Source organism: Streptomyces shinuiensis (assembly GCF_043660855.1).
In the GTDB taxonomy this organism is placed as follows: Bacteria; Actinomycetota; Actinomycetes; order Streptomycetales; family Streptomycetaceae; genus Streptomyces.
Map to the genome: position 1 here is coordinate 1,359,295 of NZ_JBIHML010000001.1, position 15,470 is coordinate 1,374,764.

At 72.9% G+C, this 15,470-nt stretch carries 4 protein-coding genes; all 4 read right to left on the bottom strand.

The window, feature by feature from the left end; all coding sequences use genetic code 11:
* Positions 1–94: 94 nt before the first annotated feature.
* On the bottom strand, positions 95–3,034 hold the full coding sequence (gene pglZ, locus ACGRHY_RS05970; RefSeq protein WP_394634357.1) for a BREX-2 system phosphatase PglZ: 2,940 nt from the start codon (positions 3,032–3,034) through the stop codon (positions 95–97).
* Positions 3,031–6,918 carry a BREX-2 system ATPase PglY gene (gene pglY / locus ACGRHY_RS05975; RefSeq protein ID WP_394634358.1) on the bottom strand — a complete coding sequence of 1,296 codons (3,888 nt, stop codon included), beginning with the start codon at positions 6,916–6,918 and terminating at the stop codon, positions 3,031–3,033. The genes pglZ and pglY overlap by 4 nt, the downstream gene beginning before the upstream one ends.
* Positions 6,919–7,013: 95 nt before the next feature.
* Positions 7,014–10,634, bottom strand: a complete 3,621-nt coding sequence (pglX, locus tag ACGRHY_RS05980; protein ID WP_394634359.1) for a BREX-2 system adenine-specific DNA-methyltransferase PglX — start codon at positions 10,632–10,634, stop codon at positions 7,014–7,016.
* Positions 10,631–15,337: a BREX system serine/threonine kinase PglW gene (pglW, locus tag ACGRHY_RS05985; RefSeq protein ID WP_394634360.1), complete on the bottom strand. Its 4,707-nt coding sequence runs from the start codon at positions 15,335–15,337 to the stop codon at positions 10,631–10,633. The genes pglX and pglW overlap by 4 nt, the downstream gene beginning before the upstream one ends.
* Positions 15,338–15,470 lie beyond the last annotated feature (133 nt).

Sequence of the window (15,470 nt, forward strand, 5' to 3'; positions counted from 1 at the left end):
GACACTCCCCGCAAGCGGTCTGCGGCCGGGGCATCGCTCACCCGGGCCTGGGGTGTTCCGCGCGGCGGGCGGCCGTGGACGGCGACGCCCGGCGTCAGCCCGGCCCGAGGGCGAACTGCTCGCGCAGCAGTGCCTCGTGGAGGCGCAGGGTCCGCCCGTCGGGCAGGGTCTCCAGAACTTGCACGCCGTCGTAGTTGAGGAGTTGCCGCAGGACGGCGGCGAACCCGTCACCCCGCGCGGTGGGCATGCCGGCGCGCTGGGCGAGAGCGGTCACGGGCAGGGTGCCGCCCGCGTCGAGCAGGGCGGCGAGCGCCTTGCGGACCTGCTCCTGCTGCGGTTTGCGGGCCAGCCCGCCGAGCTGCGCCCGGTACGCCTCGGAGTCGAGCAGTGCCGTCACCAGCGCCTCGGCCCGGGAGACGAGGACCGGGGTGAGGAGGGCGTCGTCGCCTCCGGAGGTCAGCCCCACGTCGAAGAGCGCCTCGTGCGTCCGGGCGAGTTCGGCCCGCTTCTTCCGGGTCCTCGCCGTCGTCTTCCCGGAGGCTGCGGGGGCGGCGGGGGCCGCCGCGGCACCCGGCCGGCCGGTGTGCTCGTCCGGCGCCGGTTCCCCGCTCTCCTCCGGGGCCCACCACACGGGCCGCTGGTCGCCCAGCTCCCGCCATCCCCCGGGCGGTTCAGCGCCGAGCCGCAGGAAGGCGAGCACCGGGATGGCGACCTCGGCGAGGGAGGCCCCGCCGTGGTAGCCGGCCCTGAGGGCGGTGTAGCGGGAGTCGGCGTCCCACAGGGCGACGACGGACGCGCCGGGTTCGGGCCACACCACACGCGGTCCGGACAGTGGGATCTCCCGTTCGGCGGTGGGGCCGCCGGGCAGGCGGTGGCGGGCGGACGCGGGATCGGTGGCGGGGCCGGCCTTCGTGCCGTGCCGGTCGACGACGTGGCCGTGGTCGCTGGTGAGGACGACGGCCATGCCCTGGGTGGCGGCCGCCCGCAGCAGGTCTCGCAGACCGGGCACGTCGTCGATCCGCCAGGCACCGTCGCCGAGTTTCTGCTCCTTGGCGAGCCGGTCGTCGATGGCGTTGAGGACGACGGCGACGTGGGTTCTGCCGTCGGTCAGCGCCTCGGTGAGCGCCGGGCCGAAGGTGTCGCCCGCGGTCTCGGTGCGCAGGTCGTCCTTGTGGAACACGGCGGCCGGGGCCCCGCCCCACAGCTTCAGCGCGGGGAAGAGCCGCTTCTCGTCGGCCTGGGTGCCCTTCGTCAGCCTGCCGGCGAAGAGCGAGGTGCGGGACACGGCCGTGACGGTGGGCAGGGCGGCGGCCATCACCCGCCGGCGCGGGACGCCGCCCTCGGGCAGCGGGTCGAACTCCGCCCAGGAGCCGCGCAGTTCCTCGGCGAGTTCGCCTGCGATGGCCGCGCTCATGCCGTCGAGCACGAGCAGCAGCACCCGCCGCGCCTCCCCGTGCCGGACGACCGGCCCGACCACTCGGTCGAGGAAGGTCTCGACGGTGAGCATGGAACCGGGCTGGGTGCCGGCCTGCGTCCAGGAGGCCAGGGAGCGGGCGAAGGACGCGTCGATCCGCCTGCGCCGTTCCCCGACGCGGGCGCCGAGGGTGTCGTAGGCGGCCTTGAGGACGGGGTCCGGGTCGCCGCCGGCCTCGATGTGCTCCAGGGCGCAGTCGGCCCAGCCGGTCTCGTCGACGTGCCGCTGTATGGCGTCGGCGACGGTGGGTGCGTCGGCGGGCGGGTCGGTGGCCAGCCAGCGGGCGAGGCGCTGTCCCATGCGGGCGCGTTCGATGCGGGCGGACTCCTCCGGTTCGGCGGCCAGCCGGTGCGCCTCCAGGCGGCGTACGGCGTCCGCCACCGCGGCCGTGTCACCCGACGCGAGGGCCCGGCCGACGGCGGTGAACCGTGCTTCCAGGCCGCCGCGCAGGACGGGGCTCGCCTCCACGGCCCGCTCCGCGCCGAACCGGCGGGCCAGGGCGGATGCCCGGTCGAGCACGGTGCCGGTGGTGCGGCGTGCCTCGCGGGCCTGGTCGGCGTCCACGCCGCCGGCGCGGTGTCCGGCCGCCAGCAGCGTGGTCACGTACTCCTCGGCGGCCCGGCCGAAGACGGTCACCAGGGCGTCGAGCTGCTCGCCGGCCGCCGGGGGCTGTTCACCGAAGTAGCGTTCGGCGCGGCCCCGGGCCCGGTAGGTCTCGGGGGCGGGCTCGGCGTGCTGCCACAGGGCCGCGCACACCAGGCCGAAGGCGGCGGCGTCCGCGCCGCGTTCGGCGTCGACCAGGGCGAGCAGGGCGCGTCCGGCGAGGCCCGCCTGGTCCTCCTCGGCGAGGAAGGCGGCCAGTCCGGCGCGTTCGGGACCGCGCAGGGCCAGGAACCGTTCGGGGGCGCCGGGCCGGGTCGACCAGTGCAGCAGGGCCTGGGCGTCGAGCCGGTCGTCGCCCGGGCGGCGCCGGCCGCCCTCGGTGTCGTAGCGGCCCAGGCGCAGGCGGCGCTGGGCGAGCGCGGTGAGGGCGTGCTGCCTGGACAGCCAGCCGCCGGGTACGGGCGGCCAGCCGCCCCGGGCCGGCGGGGTGGCGTCGAGGAGTGCCTCGGCGGCCCAGTCGACATCCCTGAGCCTGGGGTCCGTCTGCCGGGCGCCGAACGCCTCGCGGACGACGTCCCAGCCGTCGACCGTGTCGATGCGCTGCTTGTGGACGCGGGCGAGGATCGCCGGGTCGAGTTCGTTCTGCTCGCGGTCGGTGAGGACGACCAGGACGGCGGGGCCCCGGCGGCGGCCCGTCAGGTGGTCGAGGACGAGTTCGTGGACGGCCAGCGGGGAGGGCGCCACCGCGATCCCGGCCGTGCGGCCCTCCCCCCAGACCGGCTCGGCGGGGCCGTCCCACCGGGGTTCGGAGCGCAGCAGCACGACCCGGCGCCTGCCCCCGCCGTCCCCCGTCAGGGAGGTGGCGAGGGAGGACTGCGAGGACAGGTACTGGGTGACGGTCACGGTGTTCATCCGGACGGCCCCGGGAACGGCGGTGTCGGTGGCGGAGTTGGTCATTCGATGACCTGCCAGGTGATCTCGATGGCCGCGTCGGGGTGGCGGGCGGCCAGGTCGGCCAGCTCCGCCCGGAGGTCGGCGACGGCCCGGGCCGCGGTCGTGCTGCGATGCCCCGACTTCCGTCCGGCGGCGCCGCCGGACGGCGAGGGGGCCCCCTGCGGCTGGGTGTACGGGATGCGCGGGTCGCTGGTCGGCGTGTCCAGGGACTGGCCGTCGGCCGTGGGGGGCGGGGGCACGGCGGGCGCGGGCGGCGGGGTGGCCGTTGCCTGACCGCGCTTGAGCAGGGTGACGACCTCGCGCTGGGCGCGGGCCAGGGCTTCGCGCAGGTCGGCGGTGCGCTGGTCGTCGCGGGCGATGTTGCGCAGCGAGTCGAGCAGCGCCTCGCCCTCGGGGCCGAGCCCGGCGGCGAGTTCCAGGGTGCTCCAGGGCGCGGAGGCGACGGCCTCCGCGACGGCGCGGGCCTTCTTGATGGAGGTGCCGTACCGGTCGGCGCTGGTCTCGCCCAGGTCGAAGGAGGCCAGCGCCTCCACGGTCTTCTTCGCCCCGGCCGCTCCCTTGCCGGCCTCCGCCGTGAGTGCGTCCAGCAGTTCCAGTGCACGGCGGGCGAGGGCGAGCCGTCCGGTGTCGGCGGTCTGGTCGAGGCCGAGGAAGGCGGCGTGGGCCTCCAGTTGGTGCACCAGGCCGGCCGCGTGGTCCCGGTGGGCGCGGGCGGCGTCGATGATCTGGCGGGCGAACTGGTTGACCATCCGGCCGCGCCGCAGGGCGGGCGGCTTCTGCCCGAAGATCGTCTCGAAGCGCTGCCGCGCGGTGTCCCAGTCGGGCTCGGCGGGCAGCGGCTGGCTGCGCAGCGCGTCGTGGTCCTTGACGGCGGACAGTTCGGGCGCGGGGTCCAGGACGGTGCCGCCGCGCACCCACACCCGGTCGTCCATCTCGGCGAAGGCGGCGACGACGAGCCGGACCAGGAAGTCGGGCAGGCCGCGCGGGTCGGGCTCGTCCGTCCAGTCGGCCAGTTTGACCAGGGACAGGTCCCCGGTGACGCCCCGGGACCGGGCGAGCTGCCGGAAGTGGTCGGCCCAGTAGCGGGACAGCTCGAAGTACGCCTCCTTCTGCTGCCCCAGGCGCAGGGGCCCGGCGATCCGCTGCATGAGCCCGCGGTCGCCTGCCGGGACCTCCACCCGCCCGTCGCGCGCCTCGGCGGCGGCCCGGACGTGGGTGAACACCTTCCTGGTGTCGGCGGGCCTGGCGGCGGTACCGGTCTGCTCTGGGTCGAGGTCCGGGTGGGCCGGGTACTGGTGGGCGAGCAGCCTGCCCGCGACGTGCCGGATGCCGTCGTACATGTTCTGCCCGAAGGACAGGGTCAGGCCGTCCACGTCGGGCAGGGCGACCAGATGGTCGTCGAAGTCGGGCACCACGTCGGCGGCCTGCTTCTGGGCGAGTCCGTACGCCTGCTTGAAGGCACCCCTGACCTGCTTGAGCAGGGCCTCGCGCTGGGTCTCCAGCAGTCCCTTGGCGCGGCTGCGGTTGTCGGCGTTGAGGTGGCCTGCGTACTGGGTGTCGAAGCGGTGCTCGTCGGCGAGGGCCTTGTCGATGACGACAAGGCGCCGGAAGTCCGCGAAGCGCTGCGCGGACAGGTGCGCGGGCAGCCACGCGACGGTGCGGGACCGCTCGCCCTGCTGCCGCTCACGCAGCCGCTGGATGCGGTTGGCGTCCTCCACCGGGCCCCACTCGCCCTCGTCGAAGGGGAGGTCCATGGCGATGCGCCACAGGCCGTTCTGCTGCGGCATCAGGTCGTGGTCGGGCAGCTCGTCCTCGTCTGCGACGTTGCCGAAGACGATCTCGGCGGTGCGGGCGGTGCCGCGCCAAGTGAAGCCGAGCTGGTCACTCAACTGGCCGTTTTCGACACCCAGTTCCTCCGACAGCAGGCGCCGGGCGAGCGCGGCCCGGTTGCCGGGGTTGTCGTTGACCTGGGCGTTGGCGATGACGGAGTCCACGTCGACGCCGGACAGCTCCAGCCGCACACCGGGGTTGGTCTCGGTGCCGGTCTCCTTGATCTCGGGGAACCGGGCGGCCCACTCGGCGACCTTGTTCTTGATGATGCCGACCTCGGCACCCGGGATGGGCGCGAGGACCGAGCCGTGGTTGAGCGCGCCGAGCCGCCGGATGGTCAGCTCCGACAGCGCGGGCACGCTGGGCGCGAGCGCCGACAGCAGCAGGGTGCACACCAGCCGGTTGTCGCCGGTGAACATCCGGCAGCCGCCCAGCCGCTTGGGGTCGGTGATGGACTCGGGCCGGTTGCGGTACTGCTCGACATCGTCCTCGGTGATGTCGTACGAGCTGAGCAGATAGGGCCTCAGCTTGGTCTTGTAGAGCTTGTCGGCGGCCTCGAAGACGACCTTGAGGCTGTCGGTGAACGGCTTGTCGCCGCCCTCGGCGATCACCGGGTAGAGGTCGCCGACGGGGATGAGCTGACCGAGGCGGATCTCGTTGCGGTGGTCGGCCAGGAGCTGGCCCATCAGCTTCAGACCGGTGCGGGAGCGCTGCAGCGCGGACGAGATGTGGACGAGGGTGTCCATGAACGCCGGCGAGAAGGGGTACGTCAGCCGGAACGACTCCTCGTCCGCGCCGGTGGTGCCCTTGTCGGAGCCCAGGAGGGTGTCCCAGACCTGTGTGCCGGTCCTCTTGGTCTGCGCGAACGCCGCGTCGATCAGCCTGGCCGCCTCGTCGTCCCTGGGCTTCAGGAGGCGGGCGTGGGCGATCTGGGGGAGGTTGCGGTCCTCCAGGGTGATCTTGTCGAACCGGCCGGAGGCCAGGTTCAGGGTGTCCTGGATGGACGACTCCGCCGCGCCGGACACCTCCTCGCCGACCAGCTCGCGCAGGTCGCGCTGGCGGGCGATGAACGACACCACGGGGATGGCGCGACGGGCGTCGCCGCCCTCCACGAAGTTCGTGATCTTGCTGGCCTCGCGCGCCACGAACTTCTGGTCGTGGATGAGGGTGGCCAGCCACAGGATCAGCTCGTCCATGAACAGGATCAGCCCGTCGTAGCCGAGCGACTTGGCGTGCTCGGCGATCACGGACAGGCCGGCGTCCAGGGAGACGAAGCCGTGCTCGTCCTCGGCGGCGTTCCTGGCGAAGCCGGGCAGGAGGTTGGTGCTCGCGTCGTTGACCAGCTTGGCGCGCAGCTCGGCCGGGGCGGAGGGGTTCTTGAGGTTGAGCGGGGTCTCTCCCTCGTGGTCCTCCTCGGCGGCGAGCGCGGTTTCCAGCAGTTGCGGGGTCCAGGCGAAGCCCTCGCCCCACTCGTCCTCCTCGCCGTCGTCCGCGTCGCTGCCGCCCAGGCCGCGGATGACGGCCTCGTCGCCCATGTTGGCGCGCATGGCGCGGATGTCCTCGAAGAGGGAGTCGGTCCGGTACACCTGCGGGGTCGGCGCGTCCGGGTGCAGCTTCTTGACGTGGTGCACATAACCGCCGAGGACACGCTGCTCCAGGGCCTTCGCGCCGAGCATGTGGTACGGCACGAGCAGAAACCTCTTGCCGTCCGTGCTCAGCCACTCGTGCCGGGTCAGCACCGGGTCGAGCTCGGTGCGGGCGCGGGCGGCCGGGTCGCCGCTGAGCAGCGCGTAGAGGACGGCCATGAAGTGCGACTTACCGGAACCGAACGAGCCGTGCAGATACGCCGCCTTGGAGCGGTGGCCGTCCAGCGCGGACTTGATGAGGGCCAGCGCCTCGTCGAAGTTCTCCAGCAGCCGCTCGGTGACGACGTAGTCCTTGAGCGCGTTCTGGGCGCCCTCGGGCGTCGTCGCCTCGGCGAGGGACAGCACGAAGTCCGAGGTGGAGATGGACTCCTTGATGTCGATGACATCGCGGAGGAGGGGCTGCTGGGCCATTGCGGTTTCTCGCTCTCCTTGCGGACGTGCGGTGTGCGGCTGTGCGGTGTGCGGGCGGGCCGGGGCCGGAGGCCCCGGCCCGCTTTCGGTTTCTGCTACTTCTTCGCGGCGGTGCGGCGGCCCCGGGTGGCGGCCGGGGGCCGCCAGGCGCGCAGGTCGTCGTCGGTCAGGCCGTGCTCGCCCTGCTTCTGTTGCCGGTAGCCGGCGAAGAAGTCGGCCGGGGAGCCGCTGTAGAGCATGTCGAACTCGTTGTGCCACTGCTCCAGCCACGGCTGGAGCTCCAGCAGGCCCGCGAGGAAGGGGGTGATCTCCTCGGTGGACAGCGCGGTGTTGGTGAAATAGGTGGCCAGCGCTTGGGCCTGCTCGCGGTGGTCCCAGCCCGCCCAGCCGTACAGCTCGGGGGTGGCGGCGTTGGTCTGGGCGTAGGAGATGAACCGCTCCTTGGGCACGTCCAGCTTCCCGCGCGCCTTCCAGTAGGAGGGGCGCAGGAAGTCGGCCGAGGTGTACTTCGGCGGCACCGGGATGGAGTCGCGGATCTTCCGCTTGGCGGGCTCGTCCGGGGCGGCGTCCTCCCGGCGCTGGAGGTCCCACACATGCTCCCAGTCCGCGCGCTTCTTCAGGCCGCTGGGCTTGTAGCGCAGCGCGGCCAGGAACGGCACATGCTCGCCGCTGACCAGCTCCGCCACCACGGCCGGCAGCTCCTTGCGGGGGGCGTAGAGCTTGGCGACGGCGGTGAAGTCCTCATCACGGGAGAGGGCGTCGGTCAGCCGGGCCAGGGCGAGGAGGGCGGGCTGGCCGCTCTCGTCGAACCACAGCTCACGGGCCTCCATCCGGTCCAGCAGCCAGGCGCGCAGCGCCTTCTCCTGCATCGCGTCCCAGCCCTCGGTGGCCCACCGCCGCTTGTACTCCGGCCGCTCCACCATCCCGATCGCCCGGTTCGACTCGATGACCTCGATCCGCCGCTGCACCACCGCGCGGTAGGCGGCCGGCCAGTGGGCAGGGATCTCGGTAATCGGAGGGAACCGGTGGTTGTGGTGCTCGAACCAGGTCGTGGCGACCTCACCGCGGGCGACCTTGCGGGCCAGCACGATCGCGAAGGCACGCTCAGCGGGAGCGATCTCCGGGACCTCTTGGGCGGGTGCCGTGATCTCCTCGTCCAAGAGCCCGTAGAGGGCGTAGACCTGCCAGTCCAGCTCCTCCTGCAACGCGACCATCCGCGCCCGGGTGGATGCCCACTTCTCACGCCCGGCGCGCAGGGCGGCCGCGGTGGGCACCCCGGCGGACACGACGGCGGACGGGACGGCGGAGGCGAGTTCCCGGGCGAGGCCGTCCAGCGCGGTGCCGAGTTCCGTGGGGAAATCGGCCGGGAGCGGGAATTCCTCCAGCTTGGTTCCGGTGAACTCGAAGCGGTGCTCCCACGGCTCGTCGGCGCCCGCCACATCCGCACCGGGCCGCCCCTTGTCGTGACTGACCTGCCGGAGCCAGAAACCGGCCGTGGAGCTGTTGAGCAGCCCGAGCAGCCGCAGGTGCTCCTCCTCGCTCGCCCCCTCCCGCAGCTTGATCACCGGAGCGGACTGTTTGAACACCTTCCCGCCCCGGTCCAGCACGAAGTGATTGTGCGTGGCGACAAATGCGAACGGGATCGCCCACTGGTGCGCCCCCTGGTCCCTGGGAAGCTGGTGCCACTCCCACCACGGCCGGCCGTCCGTGAAATATTTTCCACCCGAGAATGTGGCACGATTTCCCAGTTCGGTCCGACGCGGCCATAGCCAAGTGGCCAGCCCGGGAAAAGCCTCCGGGTGCACCAATTCGTGTCGATCGTCATACGGATGAAAGGCGTCATCCCCGTCCGCAAACCGAAAGTCACGCACCTCGTCACCCACGACAAGGCGTCGGACGTATTGAGGCTCGGCGTTGACCATCTCAAAAGTACGGGGAACAGCACTCATAGCGTCGTCTGCCCCCATGATCCCGTAGAACCCGATCCGGTGCAGGTCACGCTTCAGAATTCCCTGACGGGCCGTGTTGATCTGCTCAAGCATCTCCTGGCCACCATCGGCGAGGACCCACGGCTGCCTGGCAAAGTACTTCTCGCGGTCCAGGTCATCCACAGACACCCACCGGCTCACCGAACCAGGCTTGTCGATCTGGTCCACGATCGCTTGCCAGACCAGGCCCTCTCCGGCCCTCTCCGGCGCTGTGGGTTCACCCTGCACACCGCGTACGGTTCGGATGACCGGCGATCGCTTGTCGCCACCTCGCCGCCTACCCACGAGAATGACCGTCGGGGTCCCGTGTCCGGGAATGTACGCACCGGAGGTGTCGATCACCTCGGTCAACTCCACCGCGTGCCCGAAGTATCCCTCGATGAGCTTCGCCCCGAACTCCCGCTTCATGAACGAATTGGCGGTGATCTGCCCGACCGTGCCGTATCCGCGCCCCTCAGCATCTCCGCGCCTGGCCAGCTCGAAGAACCGCTGGGCGAACGGCACGGACAGCGCATACTTTCCCGTGCACGCCGGATACAGATCCCGGTAAAGAGTATTTAGGGTCTTGTCCTTGACTGTGATGTACGGCGGGTTCCCCACCACCACGTGATACCGCCCCGGCCGCAAGATTTCCGGGTACTCGTGCACGTCCTCAGTGGCGTACTTGAACTCGGCCAACTCGTCTGCGAAGTCCTCGTCCGCCCCACCGAAAAGGTGGCCCTGCTGGGAGCGGCGGGACTTGATCAGCGAGTCACCGACTGCCAGGGACACCGGCCAGTCGTACCTCGCCGCCGCGGCCAGCGTCCGCACACCCGCAGCCGCCATGGCGGCGACCAGCAGGCGGAAGCGGGCGATGGCCACCGCGAAGGGGTTGATGTCCACCCCGTGCACCGAGTCCAGCGCGGCCCGCACCCGCTCGTGCACGTCCGTGCCCGGCCGCCTCTCGCCCCACAGCCGCACCAGTCGCCGGAAGGCGCCCAGTACGAAGTGGCCCGACCCGCAGGTGGGGTCGATCATCCTCAGGCCTTCGCAGCCGAACTCCCGGACCGCCGGGTCCATCGTGCGGTCGAGGATGAACTCCTCCACGAACTCCGGGGTTTGCAGCAGCGCGTACGTCTTCCGGGCCGCCTCGCTGAGGTCCTGGTACAGGTCGCCCAGGAAGCGGGTGTCCCACCCGGACGTGCCGTCCTCGCTGAGCGGGTCGGTGAAGTCGTGGACCAGCGCGCCGGCCTCATTCCTCCGGCGCCAGAACTCCACCAGCTCGCGCGCGCCGTCGTGGGAGAGCGGGATCTGGTACAGCGGGTTGTGCCGCCGGCCGAACAGGAGCCGGCCGGCCTGCCCGGCACCCAGCTCTCCGAAGGCGCTCTCCAGCCAGCCCCGGTAGGTGGGGTCGGCGTCCGTCTCCGCGTAGTGGTCGTAGCGGGTCTCGGCCAGCTCGCGCCGGCCGGCGTCCGGGCCCGTGACGTACGGCTCGGGGATCAGGCGGTTGTCCTCGCAGAACCGCACGAAGACCGTGCCCAGCACCCACGCCACCGCGACCTGCGTGACCCGCTCGTCCAGCCACGAGGTCCACGTCGCCGCCGTACGCCCGAGCTTGCGCGCCCGGTCGTACTCGGCCCGCAGTCGCGCGCCGACCTCGTCCAGCGCCCCCACCTGTCGCCCGAGGTCGGTCTCGACCGCCTTGACCTGCTGCTTGAGGTCGTCCAACAGAGTCTTGCGGTCGATCATCCGACGTCTCCCCCGACACCAATCGCCACGATCCCGCCGGACCCCCGGTGGGCGTTGCCCACCCACGTGTCCGGGAGCTGGATCCACTCCCCCAGACCGGCCTGGTACGGCACGGCCACCTGCCCGAGCCTCGGCTCGCGCGAGGGGTCGGCCTGCGGAACCAGGAGCCACAGGCCCCGCCCGCCCCGCCGGGCCGCCGACGCCAGCCGGTCCAGGACCCCCATCGCGTCGTACCGGGCGAACACCCCGGCCTCCGTCAGCAGGACGGGTCCGGCCGCGGCGCCGCCGCCGTCACCGCCGTCGCCCAGCAGTTCCACGATCCGGGGCTCGACGGACCCCCACGCCGTCCGCGCGTACTCCGCGAACCGCACCGCGCCCTTCGTGCCCGGCTCGGCGGCGTCCGCCTTGAGCAGGGTCTCCCAGGTCGGCTTGGTGCCCGGCGTGACCTGCCCGTGCAGGGCCTGGAGGAACAGCTCGGTCACCGACAGGACTCGCGCCCCCAGCCGTTCGGCGCCCAGCTCCCGCACCGCGTCCCGTACGAGCTGCTGCCGTACGGTCAGCACCCGGTAGCCGTCCCGGCGGGCCGAGGCGACGAGCCGTTCCTCCGCGCGCACCGCGCCCGCGAGCTGCGGGTCGTCCGCGTAACGGGTCACGGTGCCGACGCGGGTGGACTGCCGCCGGGCGCCCGTCGTGAGGTAGCTGGAGGTGTCGTCCACCCGCGTCGGCAGGTAGCGCAGCGTGCCCGTGTCCTCGCGTGTCTTGAGCGACAGCTCGAAGCCCGCGTCGCGCAGCGCCTTGGTGAGCGGACCACCGGTCGGCAGGTCGTGCGTCGTGCCGCCGCGCCCGTCCGGGACGACCAGCTCGGGGAAGCGGGCGCGGACCCGCTCGTGGACCTCCTCGCCGGTCAGGCCGGGCTGCCTGCCCTCGGGCACACCCGGGTTCCAGCGGACGAGCCCGGCCTGGGTCAGCCGCAGGGCGCGGACGAGCGGCAGGTCGCGCGGGTAGATCTCCAGGCGCGGGGTGGCGGCGGCGTTGACGGACGCGGCGGCGGCCAGTTCGACCATGCGCCGCTCGTCCCAGTCGACCGTGCCGGGCGGCACGGTCACCGCGCCCAGTTCGGCCAGCACGGTCGCGGCCGTCGGCAGGGTGTCCGGCCCGGTGAGCCGGTCGGCCGTCCTGCCCAGCCTGGCCGCGTAGTCCAGCAGACCGGGCGCGGTCGGGGTGTCCGGTGCGTCGTCCTCGCGCACGTCCAGGGCCAGCAGGCCCGCGCCGAGGGACTCCTCGGTGGCCTTGCGGTTGGGCTGGTGCTGGAACTCCGCCTCGTCGGGGGCGAGTTGCTCGGCCTCGACCACGGCGCGCACCGCCGCCAGCGCCAGCGCGCGCCGCTGCTCGCGCTCGGAGAGCTGGCTGCCGCGCCGCACCGCGAGGGCGTCGGCTATCTCGACGGCGGAGGCGACCCGCCCCATGCCCGCGAGGAGGTCGAGGATCTCGGCGCGCAGGGCGCGGACGGCCGGGTCGGCCTTCCAGCGCTTGCGCTCCTCCCTGAGTATCTGCGGGATGCGCCCGGCGCTGAGGCCCAGCACCTCGGCGACGTCCTTCTGCTTGGGCCACACCCCGATGTCCGGCAGGACGCCGCGCTCGTCGGGCAGGCGCAGCAGCAGCCGCACCATCTCGGCCTTGTTCCGGTTGGAGCCGTTGTTGTTGACGACCGGCACGAAGATCGTGGCGAGGGCGTCGAGGCTGACGGCGCGCAGGGCGCGGGCCGAGAGGCCGCCGCCGGCGTCGGTCGTCGCCAGGTCGCCCGCGAGGGCGGACTCGGCGGCGGTGAGCTGGTCCAGCTCCTCCTTCGCCTCCGCCCGGCCCTCGGGCGTGAGCGGCGAGACGGGCGTGCCGCGCAGCCTCTCGCCCCACTCCCGCTGCCGCCGCTGCACCTCGTTGCGGGTCTTGGCGCCCAGGCCCGGGGCGTTGACGAGCTTGCGGCGGCTGTAGTCGAGGAGCTCGCCGACGGTGCTGATGCCCAGGCCGTAGAGGAAGGACTGGGCCGCACCCGTGAGACCGGAGACGGTCAGGGGGGTGTCGCGGGTGACCTCGGCGGCGAGGCGGTCGCGCTGCTGCTCGGCGGTCTCCGGCTCGGCGTCCGCGATAACACCCCGGGGGGCCGCCTGCGCCGCGCCGGGGCCCGCGGCGGGACCGGCGCCGGCCGGGGCCGGGTGGCGGGTGCGGTGGCTGGAGGGGACGGTCTGCGAGGCGTCGAGGAAGACCTTGCGCCAGGCGTCCCGCATCGGCTTGAGCTCGGGGAACCGCTTGCCCACGTCGCGGTGCAGGGCCTTCCGGAAGAAGGCGACCAGCCCCTCGCGCACGGCCGGGTCGAACGCCTCGGCCGCGATGGTCGGGTACGGCCACTCCTCCGGGTCGGTCATGCGCGGCGGGACGCTGCCGTCGCCCCATCTGGGCAGCTCGCGGGAGGCCATCTGGTGCAGGGTGACGGCCACGGCGTACCGCTCGGCGTGGGAGTCGTAGCTGCCGCGCGTGATGACGTCGACGAACGGGTCGAGGTAGCCGTCGGTGCCCGCATCGGTGTTCTTCGCCGGGTATCCGGCGAGCGAGAAGTCGATGAGGACCAGTTCGCGGGTGCGGTTGGGGCGGATGCGGACGGCGATGTTGTCCGGCTTGATGTCGCGGTGCCAGACGCCCTCGCCCTCCAGGAAGTCGACCGCGCCGAAGAGGTAGTCGCCGTACGCCTCCAGCTGGTCGACCGGTAGCCGGCCGTCGTCGCGGAGCTGGCGGGCGACGGTCTCCTCGCGGCGGCGGGGCGCCTTCCGCTCGCCCGGCTCCCCGCCGTCGTCGCGCTCGTCGCCCACGTATTCCAGCGCGAGGACGGTGCGGCCCGCGATGCGCAGCGGCTCCGGTTCGACGAGGCGGATGATGCCGGAGTGTGGGCGCAGGCGGCCCATCACCTCGGCCTCGCGGACGAGGATGTCGCCCCGGCTGTCGGACAGGGCCACCTTCAGCACGGCCAGCGGGCGGGTCCTGCGTGTCCCGGCCCGGAGGTCGCGGACGAGGAAGGCGCGGCTGGTGGAGCCCGTGCCCAGCCGGCGGCGGACCTCCCAGCGGCCGTCGAGCACATCCCCGGGGACGGCCTCCAGCGGGTCCTTCCCGGGCGCACCGGCGGTCTCGGAAGCGGTGTCGGACGCGGCCTCGGAGGCGGGGGCTGTGAGGGAGTCCTCGACGACCTCCAGCATCTCCAGGAAGTCGTCGACGCCGGCCAGGCGCCGGTCCGGGCTGTAGGCCGTGGCCGCCTGCACCAGTTCGTCGACGTCCTCCGACAGGCCGTCCACCAGGGAGCTGGGCCGCAGCCCCTCCCCCGCCTCCAGGCGGGCCCGCAGCTCGCCCTGGCTGGCGGCCGGGGCCCGGTCGGTGACCAGCAGGTAGGTGAGGACGCCGAGGCCGTAGACGTCCAGGGAGACCGGGTCGGGGCGGAGCGCGGTCAGCTCGGGCGCGAGGTAGGGGTCCTCGTCGTCGGCCAGGTTCATCGCGGACAGGGCAGTCGGCGCCAGGCGCGTGGCGCCCCCGCCCGGGGAGGAGTCCGCGCTGCGCTGGGTGGCGATCTGCCAGTCGGAGATCTGCAGCCTCGGGCTGAGCCAGGCCGCCTCCTCGCCGACCGCCTTCCCCGGTCCGCCGTCAGGGCGGGGCAGGACGTGGACGGAGCGGGCGGCCAGGGCCCTGTGGTGGATGCGCCGGGCGTGCGCGGACCGCATGGTCTCGGCGAGCTGGCGGACCAGCGCCATCCGGCCGAGGATGTCCAGCTTCGCGCCGTACTGGACCAGGTACTCGTCCAGCTTCATCGTCCGCCGGTCGTAGTCGAAGACCAGCGCGGGGCCCGCCGGGTGCCCCGTCGGGAAGTACTGCCGGTAGGGGACGACGCCCGGATGCCGGAAGCGCTGCAGGACGGCCGCCTCGCGGCGGGCGGCGTTCTCCACGGACTGCCGCAGCGAGGAGTCCGAGCCGCGCTCGCTCAGATAGACGCGGACCCGGGCGCGCTCGGGCAGCTCGCTGTGGTGCGCCTCGTAGTCGGCCCAGGTCTGACCGGAGTCGAAGGGGCGGCGCTCCAGCTCGTACGGGCCGACCTTGTACTCGGCGTCGCTGCGGCGAATACCGGTCTTCTCCAGTGCGGCTCTGATCCGGCGGGAGTCGCCCGGGGAGATCCTGCTGCGCTCGTCACGCGGGGGCCGCTTGAGCAGCTCGACCAGCTCGGCGACCGTGTGGACGCCGTTGCGGTCGTGGGCGGGCAGCCGTACGCGCAGCGAGTCGTCGGTGAAGCAGACGGCCTCGCCGACCCAGATCCGCCTGCCGAGCCGTCCGGCCTGCCCGAGCAGTCCGGACAGCTCCTTGGCCTTCTTGTTGACCAGGTGCAGGGGGTTGGAGTGGGTGCGGCGGTGGCCGCCGGGCGTGGTCTGCACCCAGGTGCCGCCGGCGGAGGTGACCGAGCCGTGCCAGTCCTTCAGCTCGATCATGTAGACGCCGCCGGGGGCTGCGACGAGCAGGTCGACCTCGCGGACGTGCCCGGTGCCTGCGGTGAAGGTGAAGTTCGACCATGCCCGCCACGGATCGGCGTCCGGCAGTTTCTCCCGGATGGCCTCCAGGCCGCGGCGTTCGTGGTCGAACTCGGACTCGGTGACCGTGGTCCACCGGCCTTCCCGCATGTGCTGTCCTCGCTCGTCGTTTCCGCTCCCCCGGCCTGCCGGGGCCACCCGCCCCGCAGGCCGGTCCCCGGGCGGGATCCTAACGGGTCGGCCCGACATGGGTGGAGGAATCACGGATCACACCTATGAGACA